This is a genomic window from Halomonas sp. MCCC 1A11062 (assembly GCF_021404355.1).
Classification (GTDB): Bacteria; Pseudomonadota; Gammaproteobacteria; order Pseudomonadales; family Halomonadaceae; genus Halomonas; species Halomonas aerodenitrificans.
The window spans coordinates 195,274-220,981 of the sequence record NZ_JABFTW010000003.1 but is presented as its reverse complement, the minus strand read 5'-3'; the positions used below and the strand labels follow the sequence as shown (position 1 = coordinate 220,981).

Annotated in this window: 17 protein-coding genes; 11 read left to right on the top strand and 6 right to left on the bottom strand. The window is 64.9% G+C overall.

The window, feature by feature from the left end:
- The first annotated feature begins 62 nt into the window (after positions 1-62).
- Positions 63-2,339, top strand: coding sequence for an ATP-dependent Clp protease ATP-binding subunit ClpA (clpA, locus tag HOP58_RS05135; protein ID WP_010627816.1), 2,277 nt, complete (start codon positions 63-65; stop codon positions 2,337-2,339).
- A gap of 93 nt (positions 2,340-2,432) precedes the next feature.
- Here the strand turns inward: clpA and infA are convergent, their stop codons facing one another.
- From infA to aat, 3 genes are all read right to left on the bottom strand, one after another.
- Positions 2,433-2,651: a translation initiation factor IF-1 gene (infA, locus tag HOP58_RS05130; RefSeq protein WP_010627817.1), complete on the bottom strand. Its 219-nt coding sequence runs from the start codon at positions 2,649-2,651 to the stop codon at positions 2,433-2,435.
- A 171-nt stretch (positions 2,652-2,822) separates the two neighbouring features.
- The gene (locus tag HOP58_RS05125; protein ID WP_010627818.1) at positions 2,823-3,572 is read right to left on the bottom strand and encodes an arginyltransferase; all 750 of its coding nucleotides are present in this window, start codon (positions 3,570-3,572) and stop codon (positions 2,823-2,825) included.
- A 13-nt stretch (positions 3,573-3,585) separates the two neighbouring features.
- Complete coding sequence (gene aat, locus HOP58_RS05120) at positions 3,586-4,329, bottom strand: leucyl/phenylalanyl-tRNA--protein transferase (RefSeq protein WP_234259733.1); 744 nt, start codon at positions 4,327-4,329, stop codon at positions 3,586-3,588.
- A 204-nt stretch (positions 4,330-4,533) separates the two neighbouring features.
- On the opposite strand from aat, the gene HOP58_RS05115 reads away from it, so the two are divergent.
- Both HOP58_RS05115 and lolA read left to right on the top strand, forming a co-directional pair.
- On the top strand, positions 4,534-7,695 hold the full coding sequence (locus tag HOP58_RS05115) for a DNA translocase FtsK (RefSeq protein ID WP_234254219.1): 3,162 nt from the start codon (positions 4,534-4,536) through the stop codon (positions 7,693-7,695).
- A 125-nt stretch (positions 7,696-7,820) separates the two neighbouring features.
- A complete protein-coding gene (gene lolA, locus HOP58_RS05110; RefSeq protein WP_234254218.1) occupies positions 7,821-8,450 on the top strand; it encodes an outer membrane lipoprotein chaperone LolA in 630 nt (209 codons plus the stop codon).
- A 237-nt stretch (positions 8,451-8,687) separates the two neighbouring features.
- Here the strand turns inward: lolA and HOP58_RS05105 are convergent, their stop codons facing one another.
- Positions 8,688-10,028: a replication-associated recombination protein A gene (locus HOP58_RS05105; protein WP_010627823.1), complete on the bottom strand. Its 1,341-nt coding sequence runs from the start codon at positions 10,026-10,028 to the stop codon at positions 8,688-8,690.
- Between the two features lie 203 nt (positions 10,029-10,231).
- Here HOP58_RS05105 and HOP58_RS05100 point away from each other — a divergent pair, with 203 nt between their 5' ends.
- The 5 genes from HOP58_RS05100 to HOP58_RS05080 all read left to right on the top strand — a co-directional run bounded on the left by HOP58_RS05100 (position 10,232) and on the right by HOP58_RS05080 (position 19,036).
- Positions 10,232-10,777: a hemerythrin domain-containing protein gene (locus HOP58_RS05100; RefSeq protein ID WP_026038047.1), complete on the top strand. Its 546-nt coding sequence runs from the start codon at positions 10,232-10,234 to the stop codon at positions 10,775-10,777.
- A gap of 97 nt (positions 10,778-10,874) precedes the next feature.
- On the top strand, positions 10,875-11,651 hold the full coding sequence (gene murI, locus HOP58_RS05095; RefSeq protein ID WP_026038048.1) for a glutamate racemase: 777 nt from the start codon (positions 10,875-10,877) through the stop codon (positions 11,649-11,651).
- Between the two features lie 41 nt (positions 11,652-11,692).
- The gene (gene trmA, locus HOP58_RS05090; RefSeq protein ID WP_234259732.1) at positions 11,693-12,802 is read left to right on the top strand and encodes a tRNA (uridine(54)-C5)-methyltransferase TrmA; all 1,110 of its coding nucleotides are present in this window, start codon (positions 11,693-11,695) and stop codon (positions 12,800-12,802) included.
- A 198-nt stretch (positions 12,803-13,000) separates the two neighbouring features.
- Positions 13,001-17,842, top strand: a complete 4,842-nt coding sequence (locus tag HOP58_RS05085; protein WP_010627827.1) for an NAD-glutamate dehydrogenase — start codon at positions 13,001-13,003, stop codon at positions 17,840-17,842.
- 153 nt (positions 17,843-17,995) lie between these two features.
- Positions 17,996-19,036 (top strand): quinone-dependent dihydroorotate dehydrogenase, encoded by a 1,041-nt coding sequence (locus tag HOP58_RS05080; protein WP_010627828.1) that lies wholly within the window; start codon positions 17,996-17,998, stop codon positions 19,034-19,036.
- 116 nt (positions 19,037-19,152) lie between these two features.
- Here HOP58_RS05080 and rmf read toward each other — a convergent pair whose 3' ends face one another.
- On the bottom strand, positions 19,153-19,359 hold the full coding sequence (gene rmf / locus HOP58_RS05075) for a ribosome modulation factor (protein WP_010627829.1): 207 nt from the start codon (positions 19,357-19,359) through the stop codon (positions 19,153-19,155).
- Positions 19,360-19,636: 277 nt separating this feature from the next.
- On the opposite strand from rmf, the gene rlmKL reads away from it, so the two are divergent.
- The 3 genes from rlmKL (at position 19,637) to HOP58_RS05060 (ending at position 25,326) form a co-directional block, all read left to right on the top strand.
- Positions 19,637-21,850 carry a bifunctional 23S rRNA (guanine(2069)-N(7))-methyltransferase RlmK/23S rRNA (guanine(2445)-N(2))-methyltransferase RlmL gene (gene rlmKL / locus HOP58_RS05070; RefSeq protein ID WP_234259731.1) on the top strand — a complete coding sequence of 738 codons (2,214 nt, stop codon included), beginning with the start codon at positions 19,637-19,639 and terminating at the stop codon, positions 21,848-21,850.
- On the top strand, positions 21,847-22,212 hold the full coding sequence (locus HOP58_RS05065) for a glutaredoxin family protein (RefSeq protein WP_234254213.1): 366 nt from the start codon (positions 21,847-21,849) through the stop codon (positions 22,210-22,212). Before rlmKL ends, HOP58_RS05065 begins: the two co-directional genes overlap by 4 nt.
- A 117-nt stretch (positions 22,213-22,329) precedes the next feature.
- Positions 22,330-25,326, top strand: a complete 2,997-nt coding sequence (locus HOP58_RS05060; RefSeq protein WP_234259730.1) for an EAL domain-containing protein — start codon at positions 22,330-22,332, stop codon at positions 25,324-25,326.
- On the opposite strand, the gene HOP58_RS05055 is transcribed toward HOP58_RS05060, so the two are convergent.
- Positions 25,321-25,602, bottom strand: coding sequence for a hypothetical protein (locus tag HOP58_RS05055; RefSeq protein ID WP_010627833.1), 282 nt, complete (start codon positions 25,600-25,602; stop codon positions 25,321-25,323). The genes HOP58_RS05060 and HOP58_RS05055 overlap by 6 nt on opposite strands.
- Positions 25,603-25,708: the final 106 nt, after the last annotated feature.

The following is a 25,708-nucleotide window of genomic DNA, read 5'->3' as shown; positions in this document are numbered from 1 at the left end:
GTTGAAGGTGCCGGACCACGAAAGATCCGATGCAAGCCCTAAGCGGCGAGAAGGGGACTGCCATGCTGAGCAAAGAACTTGAACTGACCCTGAACACGGCATTTACCGTGGCCCGCTCCAAGCGGCACGAGTTCATGACCGTGGAGCACCTGCTGCTGGCGCTGCTCGACAATGCCTCAGCGGCAGACGTGCTGCGAGCCTGTGGGGCCAACCTCGACAAGTTGCGGTCCGACCTGCAGGATTTCATCAATTCCACCACTCCGCTGATTCCCGAGGATCAGAGCGACCGCGAGACCCAGCCGACCCTGGGTTTTCAACGCGTGCTGCAGCGTGCCGTGTTCCACGTGCAGTCCTCCGGCAAGAGCGAAGTGACCGGGGCCAACGTACTGGTGGCCATCTTCTCCGAGCAGGAGAGCCAGGCGGTCTACTTCCTCAAGCAGCAAAACGTGGCCCGGGTCGATGCGGTGAATTACATCGCCCACGGAATTTCCAAGGTGGCGGGACACGGCCAGAATCCTTCGTCGTCGCCCAGCGATAGCGAAGAGGCCGAAGAGGGCGGCGGCGAGACCAGCGCCAACCCGCTGACCGGCTACGCCACCAACCTCAACGAGCAGGCGCGGATGGGCAAGATCGATCCGCTCATCGGGCGTGAGCACGAGCTCGAGCGGGTGATCCAGATCCTTGCCCGCCGGCGCAAGAACAACCCGCTGCTGGTGGGCGAGGCCGGCGTGGGCAAGACCGCCATCGCCGAGGGTCTGGCCAAGCGCATCGTCGAAGAGGACGTGCCCGAGGTCATCGGCGATGCCGTGGTCTACGCCCTCGACATGGGTGCTTTGCTGGCCGGCACCAAGTATCGCGGCGATTTCGAGAAGCGTCTGAAGAGCCTGTTGGCGGAGCTCAAGAAGCAGCCCAACTCGATCCTCTTCATCGACGAGATCCACACCGTGATCGGTGCCGGAGCGGCTTCCGGCGGCGTGATGGATGCCTCGAACCTGCTCAAGCCTCTGCTCTCCTCGGGTGAGCTGCGCTGTATCGGCTCCACCACCTTCCAGGAGTTCCGCGGCATCTTCGAGAAGGATCGGGCGCTGGCACGTCGTTTCCAGAAGGTCGACGTCATGGCCCCCTCGGTGGACGACACCATCCGCATCCTCAAGGGGCTGCGCTCGCGCTTCGAGGAGCACCATCGCCTCAAGTACACCGACGCGGCACTGGAGAGCGCGGCGCGCTTGGCGGATCGCTACATCAACGATCGCCATCTGCCCGACAAGGCCATCGACGTGATCGACGAGGCCGGTGCGCATCAGCGCCTGCTGCCGCCGGAGGTGCGGGTCGATACCATCGACGTGGACCAGGTCGAGGCCGTAGTGGCGTCGATCGCGCGGATTCCGCCCAAGAGTGTGTCCAGCTCCGACCGCAAGCTGCTCGAGAACCTGGACCGCGACCTGAAGATGCTGGTGTTCGGTCAGGACGAGGCCATCGACAGCCTCTCTGCCGCCATCAAACTGTCGCGGGCCGGTCTCAAGTCCCCCGACAAGCCGGTGGGCAGCTTCCTCTTCGCCGGCCCCACCGGGGTGGGCAAGACCGAAGTGGCGCGTCAATTGTCACGCATCATGGGCATCGAGCTGGTGCGTTTCGACATGTCGGAGTACATGGAGCGCCACACCGTGTCGCGGCTGATCGGTGCCCCCCCGGGCTACGTCGGCTACGACCAGGGCGGGTTGCTTACCGAGGCGATCACCAAGCAGCCGCACTGCGTGCTGTTGCTCGACGAGATCGAGAAGGCGCACCCGGAGGTCTTCAACCTGCTGCTGCAGGTAATGGACCACGGCCGGCTCACCGACAACAACGGGCGCGAGGCGGACTTCCGCCATGTGATCGTGATCATGACCTCGAATGCCGGTGCCGAGCAGCAGGCTCGCCGCTCCATCGGCTTCCAGAGCCAGGATCACTCCACCGATGCCATGGAGGTGATTCGCAAGACCTTCTCGCCGGAGTTCCGTAACCGCCTGGACGGCATCATCCAGTTCCACTCTCTGCCCACCTCGGTGGTGCGCAGCGTGGTGGACAAGTTCCTGGTGGAGCTGCAGGCGCAGCTCGACGAGAAGCGGGTACAGCTGGATGTGGACATCGCCGCCCGAGACTGGCTGGCCGAGAAGGGCTACGACCCCAGCATGGGCGCAAGGCCCATGGCGAGGCTGATCCAGGAGAAACTCAAGAAGCCGTTGGCGGAGCTGATCCTGTTCGGGGAGCTATCCGAGCACGGGGGAGTGGTTCACGTCACGGTGGAGGATGGTGAGTTGCATCTCTCCACGGAGTCGGAAATGGCCGACGCGCCCTGAGCCCAGGGTGGTTTCGACCTCGCACAGCGCCCTGTCTCCGGACGGGGCGTTGTCGTGTCGAGGGCGGCGTCGCTGCCAGGCGCCCGCGTTCGCTCAGCGTGAGCGATAGACGATGCGGCCCTTGGTCAGGTCGTAGGGGGTCAGTTCGACCTTGACCTTGTCGCCGGTGAGAATGCGGATGTAGTTCTTGCGCATCTTGCCCGAGATGTGGGCGGTCACGACGTGGCCGTTTTCCAGCTCGACGCGAAAGGTGGTGTTGGGAAGGGTATCGACGACGACGCCTTCCATTTCGATATGGTCTTCACGTGCCATATAGGCGGTTCCTCGCTGATGACGATGTATGCATGACTTCGTATGCCATGAGCCCCAGGCGCCATGGCTACCGTACGACAGGGCGCCGAGCGCACCGATGAACGGCGCGCCCGTCCCTAGGATAGCGCGATATTGTGCCGCAAGCCGGGCGTCAAGGCAAAGCGGGCCGTGTCAGGGTGAGGACGAAGTGGGTAACAGGCGCCGCCAGTGCCGCCCTTCCAGTGCTTCCAGCGGGCGGTAGGCCTCTTTGTAGGCCATCTTGCGGCATTGGCGAATCCAGTAGCCCAGATAGACGTGGGGCAGCCCCTCGCGGTAGGCCAGATTCAACAGGCTCAGTACGGCGAAGGTCCCGAGCGAACGCCGGTCGTAGTCCGGGTCCGGGTCGAAGAAGGTGTAGATGGCGGAGAGGCCGTGCTCCAGGCGGTCGAAGGCCGACACGGCGATCAAGCGTCCATCCTGGCGGAACTCGAGCAGCCGCGAGTAGGGCTCGTCGAGGGTCAGGAAGGTGCGGTACTGCTCGCGACTGGGGGGGAACATGTCGCCATCCCAGTGGCGTACCTGGATGTAGCGCTCGTAGAGCGCGTAGTGCTCTACGTCGAACAGCGCCGGTCGCTCGACCAGCGACAAGTCCCCGTTGCGCCTGGCGACCCGCCGCTGGCTGCGGCTGGGCTGGAAGTCGTCGACCGGTATGCGCACCGAGACGCAGGCGCTGCAGCCCTCGCAGTGAGGGCGGTAGAGGTGCCGTCCGCTGCGACGAAAGCCGAGCAGGGCCAGCGAGTCGTAGATGCCCTGCCCATGCGACTCCTGGGGATCGAGGAACAGGGTCGTGGCTTCGTGTCCTTCCAGATAGCTGCAGGCGTGCGGTACGGTCAGGAAGAAGCGCAGATCCCTTATCGGATGACGAGGCGCATTGCTGCTCACGGGGGTCGCCTCCTTAAGTGAGTGCCGTCAGGGGTTCGACGCGGGATGAGTCATCGGGTAGCCCCCAGCAGGGCAGGGGATATTGGCTATCCTTATGTTCCGACGTCGCCAGACATGATTCAAGATAGTTGATGAACTCGGTGCGAGCGATGTCGCGTGCGCCCAGGCTGGCGAGGTGGCGGGTATGCATCTGGCAGTCGATCAGGCGCCCGCCGCCCGCGCGCATGGCGCGTACCAGATGCACGAGGGCGATCTTGGAGGCATCGTTGGCCCGCGAGAACATCGACTCGCCGAAGAATACCGGTCCCATGGCCACGCCGTAGAGACCGCCGACCAGCTCGGCTCCGCGCCACACCTCTACCGAGCGGGCATAGCCGAGGCGATGCAGCGTCACGTAGGCGGCATGCATTTCCTCGGTGATCCAGGTGCCCGGCTGACCTTGGCGGGGCTCGGCGCAGGCTCTGACGATGGCCGCGAAGGCGCGATCGAAGGTGACCCGAAGGCCGCCGTTGCGTAGCCGCTTGTCCAGGCTGCGAGCGATGCGCAGTTCGTCGAGGAACAGCACCATGCGCGGGTTCGGGCACCACCACAGGATGGGTTGGTCATCGCTGTACCAGGGAAAGATGCCGTGCCGGTAGGCCGCCAACAGCCACTCGGGCGTGAGTTCGCCGCCCGCTGCCAGCAAGCCTTCCGGGTCACGCAACGCGTGCGAAACGGGAGGAAAACGCACGGGACGCGCGGGAAGCCAGGACAGCATCGAATGGCGCTCCTCGTCAGCAGGAATACCTCTAGTCTGACGCCGCAGCCGATTTGGCTCAAGCGACCTGCGTGACCACTGTGCCGAGGCCTGTACTCCCGGTATGATGGCGGCTGAATTCAATCTGCTTCGTGCAAGTCGAGAAAGGCACCGTTGCCGTAACGGTGCGAGGGGGTTGGCGAGTTGAGTGCAAAGGAAAGAGGCGTGCCGCGGCGCGCAACGGAGGAGAGCCCCCAGCAGCCGACCACACGCCTGGCAATTCACCTGCAGGGCGTGGCCCGGGAAGGGGCAATCATTCTTCTGCTGGCTGCCTGCGTGTTTCTGCTGCTGGCGCTGTTCAGCTATCAGGGCACCGACCCCGGCTGGTCGCGTCGCGGCCCGGAAACCGAGGTTGGTAACTGGATGGGGCCTTTCGGTGCCTGGCTGGCCGACGTGCTGTATTCCTTGTTCGGCGCCAGTGCGCTGTGGTGGCCCGGCATGCTGGGCTTTGCCGGCTGGTGGCTGATTCGCCATCGCCGCGTGCAGATCGAATGGGACGCCACGGCCGTTGCCGTTCGCCTGGGCGGCCTGGTGCTGCTGCTGCTGGGCACCACCACGCTGGGGGCGCTGCATTTCTACAGCCCGAACAGCGTGCTGCCCTATGCCTCGGGCGGCATCCTGGGCGAGGGGCTGGTAGGCGCTCTGGTGCCGTTGGTCGACTCGGGTGGCACCGGCCTGCTGGCGGTGGCGGCCATGCTGTGTGGCTTCCCGCTCTTCACCGGGCTCTCCTGGCTGGCCGTCATGGATGAGCTCGGCTATCGCTTCCTGCGCCTGTGGCGCTGGGCGGCTTCTCCGTTCGGTTTGGTGCGCGAGCGGCATGAACCGCACTGGCGCGAGGGCGATGACCAGGAGCAGAACGAGACGGAACACGACGCTGAGGCAGCAGCCGAGCCGGCGCCGCGGCGTTGGCGGTTTTGGCAGCGGCGTCGCGGCGGAGCCGATGCCGAGGTGCCTTCGCTGCGTGAACCGGGGCTCGAGCCCACCTTCGGTGACGACGGCGATACCGATATTCCCTGGGAAGTGCCCGAGCGTACGCCTTCGGCGAAGCGGCCGGATGCCGCCTATACGGCCCGTCGTGACGACGTGGCCGCCGGGGCGCGGCCTGCTGCTGCCTCTGTGGCTGCCGCCGGCGCTACGATGGCGGCGGCACCGGGTGCGGCTGTCGCCGGGCCGCTTGCCGCCGCTGCGCTCAAGGCCAGCCGCGACGACGAACCGCTGCCTACCGCCGCCATGCCGCTACGCGCCACCGATGACGTTCAGACGCCGGCAGCCAAGGCTACCTCTCCCGGCTTCCAGCCACCCGATCCCGAGACGGTGTCGTCCACGGCGGAGCCCGCAGCCCCCGAGCCTGCTGCACCGCGTGGGGAAGTGCGGCGTGAGGAAGCACGGCGCGAGCCAGGGCTCGGCGATCTGCAGCCCGAAGAGTCGACCGATGCTTACGAGCCGCGGCTGAACTGGAACGACGTCGGTGGCGACGACTTCGAAGACGATGGCGATCTCGACGAGGCGAATGCGGACGAGGCCATGCCGCCTCAGACGGCCAGCGCTGCGCAACGCCCCACTGCCTATACCGATCAGGCCGAGGGTCTGCGGGCCTGGCGTGAGTCGGCCGGCCGGTCGGCTGCCACCGATGAGCCCTCATTGACGTTCATCGATGACGAGGAAGAAAACGAGAGCGAAGACGAGAGCGAAAGTGGCGGCAGAGTCGCCACCGCCGAACAGGCACGTGCCGCGGCAGCGGAGCCCGATGGCCCCACGCTCTGGACGGTGGAGCATCTGCAGAGCCAGCGGCCCACCCTCGACGACATGCCGGAGCCGGACGGCGAGCTGCCCAGCCTGCGCCTGCTCACGCCGCCGGAGCCGCATCAGCAGAACTACACCGAGCAGCAACTGGCCGACATGGCCGAACTGCTCGAGACCCGCCTGCGCGAATACGGCGTCAAGGCCGAGGTGGTGCACACCTGGCCGGGGCCGGTGATCACCCGCTTCGAGATCAAGCCCGCCGCCGGGGTGAAGGTGTCGAAGATCAGCAACCTGGCCAAGGATCTGGCGCGCTCGCTGATGGTCAAGAGCGTGCGCGTGGTGGAGGTCATCCCCGGGCGACCCACGGTGGGCATCGAGATTCCCAATCCGCACCGGGCGATGATCCGTCTGCGCGAAGTGATCGACTCCGACCGCTACCAGCAGGAGGCTTCGGCACTGACCCTGGCGCTGGGCCAGGACATCGGTGGTGGCCCGGTGGTGGCCAACCTGGGCAAGATGCCTCACCTGCTGGTGGCCGGTACCACCGGCTCGGGCAAGTCGGTGGGCGTCAACGCCATGCTCATCTCGATGCTGCTCAAGGCCACACCGGACGAGCTGCGCCTGATCATGGTCGACCCCAAGATGCTGGAGCTTTCCGTCTACGACGGCATCCCGCATCTGCTGGCCCCAGTGGTCACCGACATGAAGGAGGCCGCCAACGCGCTGCGCTGGTGCGTGGCCGAGATGGAGCGGCGCTACAAGCTGATGGCGGCCATGGGCGTGCGCAACATCGCCGGCTTCAACGGCAAGCTCGACGAGGCCGGGCGTGCCGGCGCCCAGGTGGCCGACCCGCTGTGGGAGCCGCAGCCGTGGGAGATGCACGAAGCCCCACCGGTACTGGAGAAACTGCCCTACATCGTGGTGGTGATCGACGAATTCGCCGACATGTTCATGATCGTCGGCAAGAAGGTCGAAGAGCTGATCGCGCGTCTGGCGCAGAAGGCGCGGGCCGCCGGTATCCACCTGATACTGGCCACCCAGCGCCCCTCGGTTGACGTGGTGACCGGTCTGATCAAGGCCAACATCCCCACCCGCATGGCCTTCCAGGTGTCGTCCAAGGTCGATTCGCGCACCATTCTCGATCAGGGGGGCGCCGAGAATCTGCTGGGCCATGGCGACATGCTCTACCTGCCGGCGGGTTCGGGGCTGCCGACCCGGGTGCACGGGGCCTTCGTCGATGACGACGAGGTGCATCGGGTGGTGGAGGACTGGAAACGTCGCGGCGAGCCGGAATACGTCGACGAGATCCTCTCCGGCGGCGTCTCGGCCGACGCCCTGACCGGGCTCGAGGCCGATATGGGCGAGGGTGGCGGCGATGCCGAGCAGGATGCCCTCTACGACGAAGCGGTACAGTTCGTCACCGAGAGTCGCCGCGCCTCCATCTCGGCGGTGCAGCGGCGCTTCAAGATCGGCTACAACCGCGCGGCGCGCCTGGTGGAAGCCATGGAGGCGGCCGGCGTGGTCTCCTCGATGGGCACCAACGGCGGTCGTGAAGTGCTGGCGCCGCCGCCAGTGGGCAATTGATCGCCGTCGGCGACAGGCGACAACCATGCATCAATCATGAAAGTGCCGGCGGGCAATGCAACCCGCCGGCACGTAGCGGGTCCGAGTGACAGGATCCATTCAGGACCCGCCCAGGGAGAGAGACGATGAGTGTGAAGAAGACCCTAACTGCACTGGCCCTTACCCTCGTCATGCCGGCAGCCGCCTTGGCCAGCGAAGGTGCCGACCGGCTGACCAGTCTGTTGGAGCCACTGGAAACCCTCGAGGCGCGCTTCGAGCAGTTGATCCTCGACGGCAGTGGGGAGCGTCTGCAGCAGGCCAACGGCCAGATGTGGCTGTCGCGTCCCGGCAAGTTCCGCTGGGAGGTCGCGGCGCCCTATCAGCAGGAGGTGATCTCCGACGGCAGCGAGGTCTATCTCTACGATCCCGATCTGGAGCAGGTCACCGTACAGGCGCTCGACCAGCGGGTCACCCACACCCCGGCGCTGCTGCTGTCGGGTAGCGCCCGCGAGCTGACCGATAGCTACGAGGTCACACGCCATCAGGAGGGCGGTGGCGAGAGCTTCCGGCTGGTGCCGAGATCGCCGGACACCCTGTTCGAAGAGCTGCAGATGACCTTCCGCGGCGAGCAGCTGGCGGCCCTGCAGATGATCGACAGCACCGGCCAGGAGACCGTCATTGAGTTCAGCGACGTGCGCACCAACCACGCCATCGACGAGCGTCGCTTCGCGTTCCAGATCCCCGAAGGGGCCGACGTGATCCGCGACACTCACTGATCCTCGTTATCCACGGATAGTTCAAGCAGAACGCAAAGCGCCGCCCTTGAGGCGGCGCTTTCGTTAGGGAAACACTGCACAAATGGCTGCGCGAGCGAATCGCTGCGTTGCGCGGTGCGCGGAATCCTCACATATACCCCATATGCTCCGGTTCCTGTGCTCCGTGCGCCTAGCGCTTCATCTCGCTCGCCGATTTATTCAGCGTTTCCTTAGCTGGCGTCTTTCCGGCTCGCCTTGCTACTCGCCTGCGTTTCCGTCGGCCCGGGCATCCAGCTCGGCGCGCCAGGCCATCAGCTGGGCGTAGCGCTTCTCCTGGCCGTGTTCGCTGGGCTGATAGAAGGCCTCTCGCGGTACTTCCTCGGGCCAACAGTCATGCTGGCTGCCCGCCGGGTAGCCTTCCGGCTCGTTGTGGGCGTAGCGGTAGCCGTGGCCATGGCCCAGCGACTCCATCAGCTTGGTCGGGGCGTTGCGCAGGTAGGTGGGCACCTCCAGCCGCGGCTGAGCCGCCGTGAAGGCCTTGGCACGCTTCCAGGCCTGGTCGATGGCGTTGCTCTTGGGCGCGATGGAGAGGTGAATGGCGGCATGGGCGATGGCGCGCTGGCCCTCGTAGTCGCCCAGGCGCAGGTAGGCGTCCCAGGCTGCCATGACCAGCGGCAGCGCGCGAGGGTCGGCATTGCCAACGTCCTCCGAGGCAATCGCCGCCAGGCGGCGAACCACGTCGAGCGGGTCGCCGCCGCCCTGGATGAAGCGGGCGATGTAAAGCAGGGCGGCGTCCTGGCGCGATGAGCGCACTGACTTGTGGATCGCCGAGAGCAGGTCGTAGTAGTGGTCGCCCTGCTTGTCGAAGGCGCTGGCCTGGTGACCGAGCGCGGCATTCAGGGCCTCGCGGGGCAGGCGCTCGCCATCGCCCTCGACGACAGTGAAGTCGCAGGCGGTCTCCAGCATGCCCAGGGCGCGACGGGCGTCGCCGGCCGCGGCGCGGGCCAGCATGCCGAGCACTTCGTCATCCACGGCGATGCGGCGCTGGCCCAGGCCGCGCTCGTCGTCGTTCAGGGCGCGTCGCATCACTTCCATGAGCTCTTCTTCGTCGAGCGCAGTGAGCACATGCACGCGGGCCCGGGAGAGCAGGGCAGAGTTGACCTCGAACGAGGGGTTCTCGGTGGTGGCGCCGATCAACGTGAGCAGACCCGCCTCCACATGGGGCAGCAGGGCGTCCTGCTGGCTCTTGTTGAGCCGATGGATCTCGTCGAGGAAGAGCAGCGTGGGGCGGCCCTGGCCTTGCATGGCGCGCGCGCGATCAACGGCGGCGCGAATCTCCTTCACGCCCGCCATCACCGCGGAGAGTCGCTCCAGGTGGGCGCCGGAGTGTTCGGCAAGGATCTCGGCCAGGGTGGTCTTGCCGGTGCCGGGCGGCCCCCACAAGATCATCGAGCGCACGATGCCCGCCTCGGCCATGCGTCGCAGCGGCTTGCCTGGACCCACCAAGGCCTGCTGGCCCACGTAATCGTCGAGGCGGCGCGGGCGCATGCGATAGGCCAGGGGGGCGGAATCGTCAGACGCCTTACCGAAAAGGTCCATGGCATACTCCTTGGTGCTTGCAAATTCGACCTTGGGCGATGTGCGGGATCGGCATAAAGGGTCTAGGGTGATACAGCATCCCGCTTTTGCCCCGTGTCTCGTTGGCGACAAGACCGTATCTCGACGGCGACGAGACTGAACCTGCTCCTGTCCCGCGACTCCAACACTATACGCTCATCGTTAGAGGAGGCCTCGACATGCCCATGCTGACCCAACTGCGTCAGGATCATGCCAATATGGCGCGCATGTTGCACGTCCTTCAGCTCAAACAGAAGTCCCTCGCTGACGGAGAACGGCCCAACTTCAAGCTGGTCCGCGAAGTCGTCGATTACATTCTCGACTACATGGAAGAGTTCACCGTTCCCCTCGAACGCGTCTGCTCGGAGAGGCTTCAGGCCCTGGCGCCCGAAACCCAGGAATTGACCGAGCGGTTGTCCAGCGACTATCAGGCCTTGCGCAAGCGCCTGAATCAGCTATCCGGCGACATCGACATGATCCTGATGGATGCGGTCATCCCCATGGACCGATTTGCCGACGATCTCAAGGCCTACCTCGACGCGCACCGTGCCTATCTGCGCGATGAGCGCGAACTGCTGTTCCCGCTGATTCGCGAATACTTCAACGATCGCGACCTGGAGCTACTGGCCCAGGCGCTGCCGGAAGGCGCGGCGGCCAAGTTGGGGCGGCTGCAGGAAGCCTATCCGGAGCTATACGCCGAGCTGCGCGAGACCGCGGAACCGGCAGCCTGACGTCAGGCGGCGAAACGGGGGCTTCAGCTCGTTCGGCATGCTGCTAGAATAGAGCCCTTTGCAGCAGCCGAGCGATTTCAATGCGCCTCGTTTCGCCATGTCTGGCCCGATACTGATCTTCGATTCCGGCGTCGGCGGCCTGTCGGTCGTACCGTCATTGCGGCACCACCTGCCTGGTGCCGCCTTGGTCTATGCCTGCGACAACGCCATGTTGCCCTACGGCATCCGCCCCGATGCGTGGCTGGTGGAGCGCATCCTGGCCGTGTGCAAGGCCGCCGTGGCTGCGAGCGAATGCTCCGTCCTGGTCGTTGCCTGCAACACGGCCAGCACCCTGGCGCTGGATGCGCTGCGCGAACATCTGTCGGTTCCGGTGGTGGGGACCGTGCCGGCGATCAAACCCGCCGCTGCCCAGAGTCGCAGCCGGCACATCGGCTTGCTGGCCACCAGCGCTACCGTGGCGCGTCCCTATACCGACCGGTTGATCGAGACCTTTGCCGCCGACTGTCGTGTCACTCGGGTCGCCGCCGACCCGATGGTACGTGAGGTGGAGCGATTCCTGGCCGGCGATGAGCCGGACCAGGCGGTCATCGATGCCGTGACCGCCCCCCTGTGGGAAGCGCCCGATCTCGATACCGTCGTGCTCGGCTGCACTCACTTTCCGCTGCTCGCCGAGCGCATCGTGGCCGCCGCCCCCAGGCCGGTCCAACTGGTCGACTCCGGTGAGGCCATCGCCCGGCGTACCGCCCAGGTGGTGCAGGAGCTCGAGATCGCGAGCGGACGCGACGAGAGCCTGGCGACGGCGCCGGATGCCCGTCTGGCCCGTGCCGTGGCCACTTTCGGTTTCGACGAGCCGCGCCTGCTCATCGTCGGCTGACCCAATATTTTCTTTCCACCCTGCACACGTCAGGAGATGCCGTGTCCATTCCCGTTGTCGACCCCGAACGCTACGACCAGCAGCTGGCGACCAAGCGTGAGCGCATCAGCCGGCAGTTCGAGCGCTTTTCGCCGCCCCCGCTGGAGGTCTTTGCCTCGCCGCCGAGCCACTATCGGCAGCGCTGCGAATTCCGTCTGTGGCACGAGGGTGACGATCTCTTCTTTGCCATGTTCGAGGTCGACCCGGACGATCCCAAGCACAAGCGGGTGATTCGCCTGGACGACTATCCCGTCGCCAGCGGACGCATCAACGAGCTGATGCCTCGCCTGCGCGAGGCGCTGCTGGCTAGCGACGTGCTGCGCAGGCGACTGTTCCAGGTCGAGTTCCTGACCACGCTTTCCGGCGAGGCGCTGGTGACCCTCATCTACCATCGCCCGCTGGACGAGGCTTGGGAGAGTGAGGCACGACAACTGCAGCAGGCGCTCGACATCCTTATCATCGGTCGCTCGCGCAAGCAGCGCCTGGTGCTCGAGCGCGACCATGTCTGGGAGCGACTGGAGGTGGAAGGGCGCACCTTCCACTATCAGCAGGTGGAGAACAGCTTCACCCAGCCTAACGCCGAGGTCAGCCGGGCCATGCTGACCTGGGCCCGGGACGTGACCCGGGGCAGCCAGTCGAGCGATCTGGTCGAGCTCTACTGCGGCAACGGTAACTTCACCGTGGCCCTGGCCGAGAACTTCCGCCGTGTGCTGGCCACCGAGATTTCGCGCACCTCCGTTGCCAGCGCGCAGCAGAACCTGGCGGCCAATGGCATCGACAACGCTGCGGTGGGGCGCATGTCGGCGGAAGAGTTCGCTGCTGCGCTGAAGGGCGAGAAGGGCGGCCGACGTGTGACCGAAATGGCGCTGGAAGCGTATGACTTTTCCACCGTGCTGGTGGATCCTCCGCGTGCCGGCCTCGACAAGGCAAGCTGCCGGCAACTGAGCGAATATTCGCGAGTCGTCTATATTTCATGCAACCCGGATACGTTGGAGCAGAACCTGGAGTCGCTGAGCCGCACGCATCGGATTGCCCGTTTCGCACTGTTCGATCAGTTCCCCTGGACCCATCACTGTGAATGCGGTGTGCTGCTGGAAAGAAACGTCGCTTGAGCCCTTGGTCCTGAAGAGTCTCGGGTTGTCAAGTAGCAAAACGTTAGGTCTCGATGCACAAGCGACATGCACCATGAGAAGGCTGGCAAGTCGATAGGGTGTGGCGCAGGGCTGAAGTAAGCTTCCCGACACGTGGCCGTGAGCCACGCCGATTCTTTCCCAGGGCCGACATGCGGCCCCAGGCAGCCGAGGTGAGGGATGCAATACGAGACGATCGAAGTGGGCCGGCAGGAGATTCTCAAGCAGCTGCGCGAGCGCCTGGATAGCCGACTCGAGAAGGCGCGGGCCGAAGAGGTGGAAGCGTTCGCCCGTCATTTTTACGCCACCGTGCCGCTCGAGGATCTGGCCGACCGCCGCCTGGACGACCTCTACGGCGCCACGCTGTCGGTTTGGCACTACATTCAGCACTTCGATCACGCCTCGCCCAAGGTGCGCGTCTTCAACCCCGATTTCGAGGAGCACGGCTGGCAGTCCTCCCACACCTTCGTTGCCGTGCTGCACGAGGATATGCCGTTTCTGGTCGACTCGGTGCGCATCGAGCTCAACCGGCGGGCGCTCACCGTACATGCGATCCACAACGCCGTGCTGGCGGTGGAGCGCAACTCGAGCCACAACCTGGTGCGGGTCGGTTCACCGCGGGATGCCGATGCCCCCGAGCAGCGCGAATCGCTGATCGCCATCGAGATCGACCGCCACTCCAACCCCGAGGTGCTGGCCGACATCGAGGAGTCGCTGCGCGAGGTGCTGCGCGACGTGCGGATTGCCGTGGGCGACTACGACACCATGCACGAGCGCGCCCTGAAGGCAGTCGCCGAGCTCAAGGCCGGCCGTCCCGAGCAGATCGAGCCGGGCGACCACGAAGAGGCAATTGCTTTTCTCGAGTGGCTGGTGCGCGACAACTTCACCTTTCTGGGCTACGACGCCTTTACCATCGAGTCGGACGCCGACGGTGACCGCCTGGTCAAGGAGCAGGGCAGCGAACTCGGCGTGTTCCGTCTGGACCTGCCGCGCTATCAGGAGCGTATCCGCACCGAGCTGGGGATCGAGGGCAACCGTTTCGTGCTCGTGCCGCAACTGCTCTCCTTTGCCAAGAGTTCGCACCACGCCCGGGTGCATCGCCCCACCTATCCCGATTACGTCTCCATCGATCGCTATGATGAGCAGGGCCGTGTGATCGGCGAGCATCGCTTCCTTGGCCTGTTCACCGCCAGCGTCTACAACGAGTCGCCGCGCAACATTCCGCTGCTGAGGCGCAAGCTCAAGGCGGTGATGGAGATCGCCGGATTCAACCCCAAGGGGCACAACGGCAAGCAGCTGCTGCAGATCCTCGAGGTCTACCCCCGCGACGACCTGTTCCAGATCGATACCCAGGAACTGGCTCACACTGCGCTGGGCATTCTCGACATTCGCGAACGACGTCGCGTGCGCCTGTTCATCCGCACCGACCACTCCGGGCGCTTCCACTCCTGCCTGGTGTTCGTGCCGCGTGACGTGTTCTCCACCGATCTGCGGGTGCGTATCCAGAACCTGCTGTGCGAAGAACTCGACGCCACCTTCGGTGACTTCAACACCTATCTCTCGGAATCGATCCTGGCGCGTATCCAGTTCATCCTGCGCTTCCGTGGCGATGCCCCCCGTGAGGTCAACCTCAAGCGGCTCGAGGCCAAGGTGGCACAGCTGGCGCGCAGCTGGCGCGACGAGCTGCACGAGGCGCTGGTCGAAGGCTTCGGTGAGGAGCAGGCCAACCGGCTGATGGATCGCTTCCGCGACGCTTTCCCGGCCAGCTATCGCGACGACTTCGGTTCGCGCACGGCGGTGTTCGACCTGCAGCACCTGGCCGATCTCGATGCCGGCGAGCCGCTGGCGCTGACCCTCTATCGTCTGGTGGAGGAGGAGGGCAGCGGCGTCAATCTCAAGCTGTTTCAGCGCGATCGCACCATTCCGCTCTCCGACGTGCTGCCGGTGATGGAGAACCTGGGGCTGCGCGTGATCGGCGAGCGGCCCTACGAGATCGTCACTCCCGAAGTGCGCTACTGGCTGCACGACTTCGACCTCGAACATCACACCAGCACCGAGGTCAGCCTGCAGAAGATGCGTGAGCCCTTCATCGAGGCATTCAAGCGCATCTGGGTCGGCGAGGCCGAGAACGACGCTTTCAACCGCCTGGTGATCGCCGCCAACCTGGACTGGCGGGAAGTGGCCATGCTGCGGGCGTATGCCCGTTATCTGAAGCAGATCCGCTTCGGCATGTCGCAGGACTACATCGCCTCCGCGCTGACCAACTATCCCGAGATCACTCGTGAGCTGGTCGCGCTGTTCAAGCTGCGCTTCGACCCCGCGGAGCGTCCCGGCGAGGATGAGGTAGAGGCCTGCATCGAGCGACTCAACCGCCACCTCGATGGCGTGGCCAGTCTCAATGACGACCAGTTGCTGCGCCGCTTCATGGAGATGATCCAGGCCACCCTGCGCACCAACTACTATCAGCGCACCGCCGACGGTGGCTTCAAGGACTACATCGCCTACAAGCTGGATCCCAAGCACATCACCGGCATGCCCAAGCCGCGCCCGGTCTTCGAGATCTTCGTCTGTTCACCGCGGGTCGAGGGCGTCCACCTGCGCGGCGGCAAGGTTGCCCGCGGCGGGTTGCGCTGGTCGGATCGTCACGAGGACTTCCGCACCGAGGTGCTGGGGCTGGTCAAGGCGCAGCAGGTGAAGAACGCCGTCATCGTGCCGGTGGGGGCCAAGGGCGGCTTCGTTTGCAAGCGCCTGCCCGAGGGTGGCGATCGTGACGCCCTCCAGCAGGAGGGCATCGCCTGCTACAAGACCTTCATCCGGGCCCTGCTCGACGTGACCGACAATCTGGTCGGCGGCGAGGTGGTACCGCCCAAAGACGTAGTGCGTCACGACGATGACGACGCCTACCTGGTGGTGGCGGCCGACAAGGGCACGGCGACCTTCTCCGACATCGCCAACGAGATTTCCGTCGAGTACGGCCACTGGCTGGGCGACGCCTTCGCCTCGGGCGGGGCCAACGGTTACGACCACAAGAAGATGGGCATCACCGCTCGCGGTGCCTGGGAGTCGGTGAAGCGCCACTTCCGCAGCCTGGGGCTGAACACCCAGGAAGAGGAGTTCAGCGTGGTCGGCATCGGCGACATGGGCGGCGACGTGTTCGGCAACGGCATGCTGCTCTCCGACAAGATCCGCCTGGTAGGCGCCTTCAACCATCTGCACATCTTCGTCGACCCGAATCCCGATGCGGCGGCCACCTTCGCCGAGCGCAAGCGCCTGTTCGAGCTGCCGCGCTCCAGCTGGGAGGATTTCGACGCCTCGCTGATCTCGGAGGGCGGCGGCGTGTTCAAGCGCAGCGCCAAGTCGATCGCCATGACGCCGCAGATGAAGGAGGCCTTCGGCATTGCCGAGGACCGTCTCTCGCCCAATGACTTCATCCGCGCCATGCTCAAGTCGCAGGTCGACCTGCTGTGGAACGGCGGGATCGGCACCTACGTCAAGGGCAGCGCCGAGACCGACGCCATGGTCGGCGACAAGGCCAACGATGCGCTGCGCATCAACGGCGGCGAACTCAACTGCCGGGTGGTGGGCGAGGGCGGCAACCTGGGCCTGACCCAGCGTGGCCGCATGGAGGCCGCCGCCAAGGGCGTGCTGGTCAATACCGACTTCATCGACAATGCCGGCGGGGTCAACTGCTCCGACCATGAGGTAAACATCAAGATCCTCATCGACGAGGTGGTCAAGCGCGGCGACATGACCGACAAGCAGCGTAACCAACTGCTCGCCGACATGACCGAGGAGGTGGCCGATCTGGTCATCCTCGATAACTACCGCCAGACCCAGGCGCTGGATATCTCGGCCATCTTCTCGCGTCAGGGCATCGACCCGTACCGTCGCTTCATCAGCGAGCTGGAGGCCGCCGGGCAGATCGACCGGGAGCTGGAATTCCTGCCCACCGACGAGGAGCTGCTGGAGCGCGCCAACGAAGACCAGGGCATGACCCATCCGGAGCTGTCGGTACTGATCTCCTACTCCAAGAGCGTGCTCAAGGGCGAGGTGTTGGCCTCCGACGTGCCCGACGACCCCTACATCCAGCAGTATGTGGAGCGTATCTTCCCGCGGGTGCTGGTCGAGCGCTTCCCCGATGAGATGTACGATCATCGCCTCAAGCGCGAGATCGTCTCCACCCAGGTGGCCAACGATCTGGTCGATCACATGGGCATCGTCTTCGTGCGGCTGCTGATCGATTCCACCGGCGCCAGCCCGGCCGATATTGCCCGTGCCTACATCATTGCCCGCGACAGCTTCCAGCTCTCCAACCTGTGGGAGCGTATCGAGGCGCTGGACAACCAGGTGCCGAGCCAGGTGCAGTACACCATGATGACGGATCTCATCCGCCTGATCCGGCGTACCACCCGCTGGTTCCTGCGTCAGCGTCTGGGTCTCTCCACCCGCGATGCCATCGAGTACTTCGCCCCGCGTGTGGCTCAGCTGCAGGAGAGCATCGGCGAGCTGCTGCGCGGCGAGGAGCGCGAACGCTGGGAGCACAAGCGCGGTGAGCTGCTCGAGGCCGGCGTGCCCGAAGAGCTGGCGGCCACGGTGGCGGCCTCGGGAAGCCTGTACGGTGCACTCGGCATCATTCAAGCGGCCCGTCAGGCCGACGAGAAGCCGCAGCGCGTGGCCGAGGTCTTCTTCGAGATCGGCAATCGTCTCGAGCTGCCCTGGATGATTCAGCAGGTAAGCAATCTCAACGTGCGCGACAGCTGGCAGGCCCAGGCTCGCGAGACCTTCCGCGACGACATCGACCGCCAGCAGCTGGCACTGACGGTGAGCGTGCTCAAGACCGATGACGGGCGTGAGCCCGACGAGCGCGTCGACAACTGGCTGGCCACGCATGCCTCGCTGCATGAGCGCTGGTGCCGCTTGATCGCCGAGGTACGTGGCGGCGGCAGCCAGTCGAGCTTCCCGCTGTTTGCCGTGGCCGTACGCGAACTGGTCGATCTGGCCGAGAGCAACGGCGAAGCCTGACCGAGACGGCAACTCTGCGGTACTGCGAACCCCGCCCATGGCGGGGTTCGTCGTCTTGGCTTGGTAGCGCTGCTATAATCCGCCCGCCTTTCAACCGGGCCTATCGCCAACCGCCCATTGCCAACCACCTATCGCCAACCGCCAGGAGATCCCATGTACGCGCTTGCCCGCTCGATCCTGTTTCGCCTCGACGCAGAAACCGCCCACGGCCATGCGCTGCGTGCCCTGGATCTGGCCCACCGCCTGAAGCTTTTGGGCGTGCTGGGCGGCAAGCGAATCGACGACCCGGTGGAGCTGATGGGGCTGCGCTTTCCCAATCGGGTGGGGCTGGCGGCGGGGCTGGACAAGAATGCCGATCACCTCGATGCGCTGGGTGCGCTCGGCTTCGGCTTCGTCGAGGTGGGCACCGTCACGCCCAAGCCCCAGGACGGCAACCCCAAGCCGCGCCTGTTTCGTCTGCCCGAGGGTGGCGCGATCATCAATCGCATGGGCTTCAATAACGCCGGGGTGGACCACCTGGTGGCGCGGGTCAAGGCAGCACGCTACGACGGCGTGATCGGTATCAACATCGGCAAGAACCTCACCACGCCGGTGGAGCGCGCGGTGGACGACTACCTGATCTGCCTGGAGAAGGTGCACGCCCATGCGCATTACGTGACGGTCAACATCTCCTCGCCCAATACCCCGGGACTGCGCAATCTGCAGTTCGGCGAGCACCTCGATACGCTGCTGGGCACCCTGCGCGAGGCGGGTGATCGGCTGGACCAGAGCGCGGGGCGGAAGGTGCCGCTGGCGGTCAAGATCGCGCCGGACATGAGCGCCGAGGAGGTGGGGCTGGTGGCGGCGAGCATCGCCCGCAGCGGTATCGATGCAGTGATCGCCACCAATACCACGGTGTCGCGAGAAGCGGTGGCCGGGCTGCCCCATGCCGACGAGCAGGGCGGACTTTCCGGGCGGCCGGTATTCGAGCCCTCCAATCTGGTGATTCGCGAGCTGCGTCGTCACCTGCCCGCGTTGCCGATCATCGGTGTGGGCGGGATCGACAGTGGAGACGCGGCGGTGGCCAAGGCCGAGGCGGGTGCCGATCTGGTGCAGCTCTATTCGGGCTTCATCTACCGCGGACCGGAGCTGATCGCCGAGTGCGCCGAGGCGTTGAAAGCGGCCGGTGTTCACTCCGGCAAAACGAGGGGGTAGAGGCACTGTCGGCACAAGAAAGCCCGTGCAAGGCACGGGCTTAGCTCGTTCTCCACCGTTCGACGACGGTGAAGGGATATCGGGTTGGTCGAGAAAGAGACTTACAGCATCATGGTTTATAGAACCATGGGGTTCTTGTGAATGCCGGAGACACCGGTCATGCCGGCCCATTGGTCTCCTCGGCCTTCACGCCAACCGCTCATCCAGTATTCACGTATGTTGACATCCTGACTGGGACAGTCGTCGCGGGAGCGCCCGGAAATGCCAGCCTTGTAGCCATGAAGGTAGGCGCGTTGGTAGCGATCACGTTTCTGTCTTTTCATCGGATGACCTCTTGTAAAGGTACCAATTTGGGACGCACGACATGCACGCCCCGACGTTCCACCGTTCGCCTAGCCGTTATTCAGTCCCTTAACGACGGCAGAGCGAGGTCATGCGGGACCAGAGGCCCGCTGGGTGAACGCATGCGTCTTTTACAGTAGCTACCATGACTACTCTTAGCCCATCATGGGGGGCATTGTCGACCTATGTTTCGTCATAAGACCGAGACAAAATTGTAACGAAAGGAATATGCCCGGCCGAAGGGGGCGGGAACGTCGCATGAGTGATTCATTGCAAAGGGAAACATCGGCCCTGCTTGCCACCTGTCCCAAGGGACTGGAAGAACTGCTGGCCGACGAGCTGCGCGCGCTGGGAGCGGAAGTCGACAGGAGTACGGTGGCCGGCGTGCATTTTCGCGCCGATCTGGCCACGGCCTATCGCGCCTGCCTGTGGTCGCGGCTGGCCAATCGTATCGTGCTGTGCCTGCTGCGCGAAGAGGGCATCGAGCACCCCGAGGCGCTGCATCGGGCCGTGGCCGGAGTGGACTGGTCGGCTCATCTGCGTCCTGGCGCCACCCTGGCGGTGGATTTCCATGGCCGCAGCGAGCAGATTCGTCATACCCGCTTCGGTGCCCAGACGGTCAAGGACGGCGTGGTCGATGCGCTGCAGGCACAGGGGCGGCCGCGCCCCGACGTCGACCTGCAGCGTCCCGATCTGCGGCTTTATGCCCATCTGCACCGGGGGCGTCTCACCCTGGGCGTGGATCTCTCCGGCGAGAGCCTGCATCGTCGCGGTTACCGTCGCGACGTGGGGCATGCCCCGCTCAAGGAGAACTTGGCGGCGGCGCTGCTCATCCGTGCCGGCTGGCCGCAGCGCCTGCGCGACGGTCAGGCGCTGGTCGACCCGCTGTGCGGTGCCGGCACGCTGCTGATCGAGGCGGCGCTGATGGCTGCCGACATGGCACCCAATCTGAACCGGGTGCGCTTCGGTTTTCACGGCTGGGCGCAGCACGACGAAGCGCTTTGGGCCGAGCTCAGGCGCGAGGCCGAGGCCCGTGCCAGCATCGGCCGCAAGCGCTGCCGCAGCCGGCTCTGCGGCTTCGACCAGAGCCCACCGGCGCTAGCGGCAGCAAAGGCCAACGCCATGCGAGCCGGCATTCCGGCACTGATCGACTTCCAGGGCGCCTCGCTTGGCCAACTGCAGCGGCCTTCCGAGTTGGGCGATGAGGTGCGAGGCCTGGTCATCACCAACCCGCCATACGGCGAGCGGCTGGGCGAGCTGCCCGAGCTGGTGACGCTCTATCGTGAGCTGGGTGAGGGCATACGGCAGGCATTTCCCGGCTGGCGCCTGGCGGTGTTCACCGCCAATCCCGATCTCGGCCATCGAATTGGCCTGCGCGCCGACAAGCAGTATTCGCTGAAGAACGGCCCGCTCGAGGCCAAGCTGCTGTTGATGGACGTTCCCGACGCGGCGGACGTCGCCCAGGACGCTGGGGCGGGTAGCGCTTCCGGCGCGGCGACGCCCCGACGCAGCGAGGGGGCGAAAATGTTCGCCAACCGCCTGGAGAAGAACCGCAAGCGATTGAAGAAGTGGCTCAAGCAGTCGGGTGAGAGCTGCTACCGGCTCTACGATGCCGACATGCCGGAGTACGCCCTGGCGGTGGATGTCTACGATGGGCGGGTGCACGTTCAGGAGTACGCAGCGCCGCGCTCGGTGAATGCCGCCCAGGCGCAGAAGCGCCTGTTCGACGCTCTGCAGGTGATTCCCGAGGTGCTGGGCGTCGACCCGGAGCAAGTGGTGATCAAGCGTCGCGAGAAGCAGAGCGGCAAGGACCAGTACCGCAAGCAGGCCAGCACCGGTGAGCGTTTCCAGGTGCACGAAGGGCGTGCCAGGCTATGGGTCAACCTGCGTGACTATCTCGACACCGGGCTGTTCCTCGACCATCGCCCGGTACGTCGCATGCTGGGCGAGATGGCGGCGGGCAAGCGCTTCCTCAACCTGTTCTGCTACACCGCCGCGGCCACGGTGCAGGCTGCGTTGGGTACGCAAGAGGCGGGCGGTGCCACCGACAGTGTCAGCGTCGATCTCTCCAACACCTATCTGGAGTGGGCGCGGGACAACTTCGCCCTCAACGGCCTCGATCCGGCGCGCCATCGTGTGGTGCGCGACGACTGCCTGCGCTGGTTGGAAACCGCCAGGGCCGAGTTCGACCTGATCTTCCTCGATCCGCCGACGTTCTCCAATTCCAAGAAGATGGAGGGCACGCTCGACGTGCAGCGCGACCACGTGCGTCTGGTCTCGCTGGCCATGGCGCGGCTGGCCGCGGGCGGAACCCTGGTGTTCTCCAACAACCAGCGCCGTTTCCAGCTCGACCCGGGCCTGGCTGAGCGCTTCACCGTGGCGGAAATCTCGGCGCGCACTTTCGATCCGGACTTCACTCGCCGCCCCGACATTCATCATGTATTTTTAATTCGTCACCGGGAGGGAGCATGACCCACCTGACGCTCTACACCACGCTGGGCTGTCATCTGTGCGAGCGTCTCGAAGCCTTGCTGGACGTGCTGCATGAGGGTGAATACCGGCTGAACAAGGTCGAGATCAGCGAAGACGAGGCATTGATGCAACGCTACGGCGTGCGCATCCCGGTGCTGGTGGACGAAGCGGGCGAGGAGCTCGACCTGGGCTTCGAGCCGCCGCGGCTGGCCAACTGGTTGGCCGAGCGCGGCCGTCTCGATGAAGCCGTCTGGCGGAGGCTGCAGGCCGGTGTAGGCGAGTCAGGGAGCGGCGGGCACGATACTGTCAAAACTACTGGCAAGACTACTGCCCGTTCCAGCGGAAGACGCTATCTGGGCTGACTGACGCTAATAAGCTACGTTGACCCAGCGTATACCAGGCTCCTGTTTCTCTGTGGTGTGACGGTAGCGCATTGGTGACAATCAAAAGGGCATGGGCTCGTTGGCACGGGGGTGGGGATGAATGCACCGCAACGCAGGCGGTGGCAGCGCACTGCTGTGGCCGGCATGCTGCTGGCCCTGGTCAGCTCGGTGTCAGGTGCCGATCACGTCGGTATCGCGCTGACCGAGGAGGAGCGGCATTTCCTTCATGAGAACGAACCCATCGTTTTCGTCAGCCAGACGCGCTATCCCCCCTTCGAATTCATCGATGCCCACCAGCAGCCTCGAGGCATGATGGTGGAGCTGGCCCAGTGGATTGCCACCGAGGCCGGGTTTCACGCCGAGTTCACCGATACCGTCTTTCAGGAAGCGCAGCAGCGTGTATTGAGCGGCGAGGCGCATGTCCTCACCAGCTTTTTCTACAGCGAGGTGAGAGACCGGCAGTTCGACTTCACGCAAACGGTCTTCGAAGTGCCTGCCTCGATCTTCGTCTCTGCCGGACGCCCCGACATCGCGCTGGTCTCGGATCTCGATGGCAAGCGGGTGGCCACCCAGCGCGGCGACTATGCCAAGGAGTATCTGGCCGGGCTGGGGCTCGAGTTCGAACTGGTACAGACCGACGATTTCGCCAGTGCTGCGATGGCCGTGATCGAGGGGCGTGCCGACGCCATGGTCGGCGACGAGCAGATCGTGCTCTATCACCTCTACAGCAGCGGTCTGCATGAGCGGATGAAACGGGTGGGTGAGCCGCTGTACGTTGGTCTGAACGCCATGGCCGTAGCGGACGACAACCACCTGCTTCAATCGATCCTGAACAAAGGGATCGAACACGCTCGCGCCAGCGGCACGCTCGATCGCCTCCAGGAGAAGTGGGTGGGGGCCGCGCTGCCCGGGAGAGTCGAGTTCGACTGGCGCGATTACTGGCTCTACGCTGCGGGTCTCGCGCTGTTGCTGGCCTTGATCGTCACGTGGAACGTCCGGTTGCGCCAGTTGGTGGCACGCAAGACGGCGGAGATCGAACTGGCCGCCAGTGTGTTCCGGCATGCCCGGGAGGGGATCGTCATCACCGATGCCCGGGGCGACATCCTCGACATCAACGACGCCTTCTCGCGCATCACGGGCTATCATCGCGACGAGGTGCTGGGCAAGAATCCACGCCTGCTACAGTCGGGGCGGCAGAGCGATGCCTTTTACCGTGAACTCTGGAAAGCGCTGCTCGAGCGCGGCTCCTGGGAAGGGGAGATATGGAACCGGCGCAAGAACGGTGAAGTCTTTCCGGAACTTCTGACCATTTCCAAGGTGGGTGGTAGGCAGGGCCAAGTGTCCCACTATGTGGGAATTTTCACCGACATCAGCCGCCAGAAGCAGCATGAGCAGCAGCTACAGAACCTGGCCTTCTATGACAGCCTGACCGGGCTGCCAAACCGTATCCTGTTGTCCGACCGGCTGCGTCAGGCCATGTTGACGGCGCGGCGCAGCGGCTGCCAGGTCTCCCTGGCCTACATCGACCTGGACGGCTTCAAGGAGATCAACGATCAGTATGGCCACGTTTTCGGCGACCGGGTCCTGGTGACCATTGCCGAGCGGTTGACGTCGACCCTGCGCGAAGCCGACACGGTGGCTCGTTTCGGCGGCGACGAGTTCATTCTCGTGCTGCCCGAGCAAAGCGATACGGCGAACGTGAACGGTCTGATGGTGCGCCTGCTCGACCACATCGCGGAGCCGATCGACATCGAGGGGAATCGCCTTTACGTCTCGGGCAGCATCGGGCTGGTGCATTGCGCCCCCGACGACGATATCGAGCCCGAGCAGCTCATCCGGCAGGCCGATCAGGCCATGTACCAGGCCAAGCAGGCGGGCAAGAATCGCTTTCATGTCTTCGATGCCGAGCACGACAGGGCGGTGCGCGGACATCTCGAGAGTCTCGAGCGTATTCGCGAAGCCCTGACCAGCGAGGAGTTCGTGCTTCATTATCAGCCCAAGGTCAACATGGCGACGGGCGAGGTGCTCGGGGTAGAGGCACTCATCCGCTGGCAGCATCCTCAGCGCGGGCTGTTGGCCCCTGCTTCCTTCCTGCCGGTGATCCAGCAGCATCCGCTGGCCGTCGATCTGGGCGAATGGGTGCTGGCCCACGCTCTGGACCAGTTCGAGACCTGGGCCGCGGCGGGTATCCGGCTGCCGGTCAGCGTCAACATCGACGCCCTGCATCTTCAGCAGCCCAGCTTCGTCGAGCACCTGCGCGCCGAGATCGAGCGTCATCCCAGCGTGACGCCGGGCGACCTGGTACTGGAGGTGCTGGAGACCAGCGCGCTGAGCGATGTCGCTCATGTTGCCAACGTGATGAAGGCGTGCCATGCCCTTGGCGTCGACTTCGCGCTCGATGACTTCGGTACCGGATACTCCTCGCTCAGCTATCTTCGCCATCTGCCTGCCAGTGCAATCAAGGTCGACCGCAGCTTCGTGCGCGACATGCTCGACGACCCGGAGGATCTGACGATTCTCGAAGGCGTGCTGGGGCTTGCCGTCGCATTTCGCCGCGAGATCATTGCCGAGGGGGTGGAAACCCTGCAGCACGGACGTCTGCTGCTGGCGATGGGGTATCAAGTCGGGCAGGGCTACGCCATTGCCCGCCCCATGCCGGCTGAATCGATCCCCACGTGGCTCGAAACCTGGCGTCCCGATCCATCATGGCGGCAGCGACAGCCGGCCCGGCAGGCGGAGCTGCGGGCCATTTACGCCATGGTCGATCATCGCTCCTGCGCAGCTGGTGTTTTGGATTACCTGAAAGGTGAACGTCACGACCTTCCCGAGACGGGCTGCGGCCAATGTCGTCTGCAGCAGTGGCTGTCTGAGCAGGAAGCCGGGCCGGTCGCGACGGCCACCCCCTTGGGGCGAATCGCCAGGTTGCATGCCACCTATGACCGACTGGTGCAGGAGGCGCTGGAGGTCCGGCAGGGGGGGAGGAATCAAGGCTTGGTGCCGCTGACCCGACGGGTGGCCGAGGTCAGCGAGGAACTGCAAGGCTTGTTGCAGCACTGGATAGACGAAAAGAAGCTCGGCAGAGAGGAGCTATAGCACATCCAGCAGCGAGAGCTGCCGCACTGCCGCTTGCCCTTCGGCGCTCTCTGCCTCGACCTCCAGCACCTTGCGTAAGCCGCGTGAGGATTGGATAGTGGCTTCGTCGGCGAGCCACATCCTGGCCTGATCGTGATCGTCGGCGAGCATGTGCTTGAGGCCGCCGAACTGAGTGCCGATCTGGCCCCAGGCGCGGCTGAAGATCCAGTCGCCGAACATGTCCTGGTGGATGTGCACCAGCACGTAATCGTGGTCACTTTCCCAGCGGACGATCACATTCGCTCCCCGTGACGGAATAAAGAAAACATTGGCTCTGCCGATAAGTTGAGTAGCAGATACGGCATTGTATAGCCTCGGTGTCCTCGAGCAAGCGAGGGAAGAG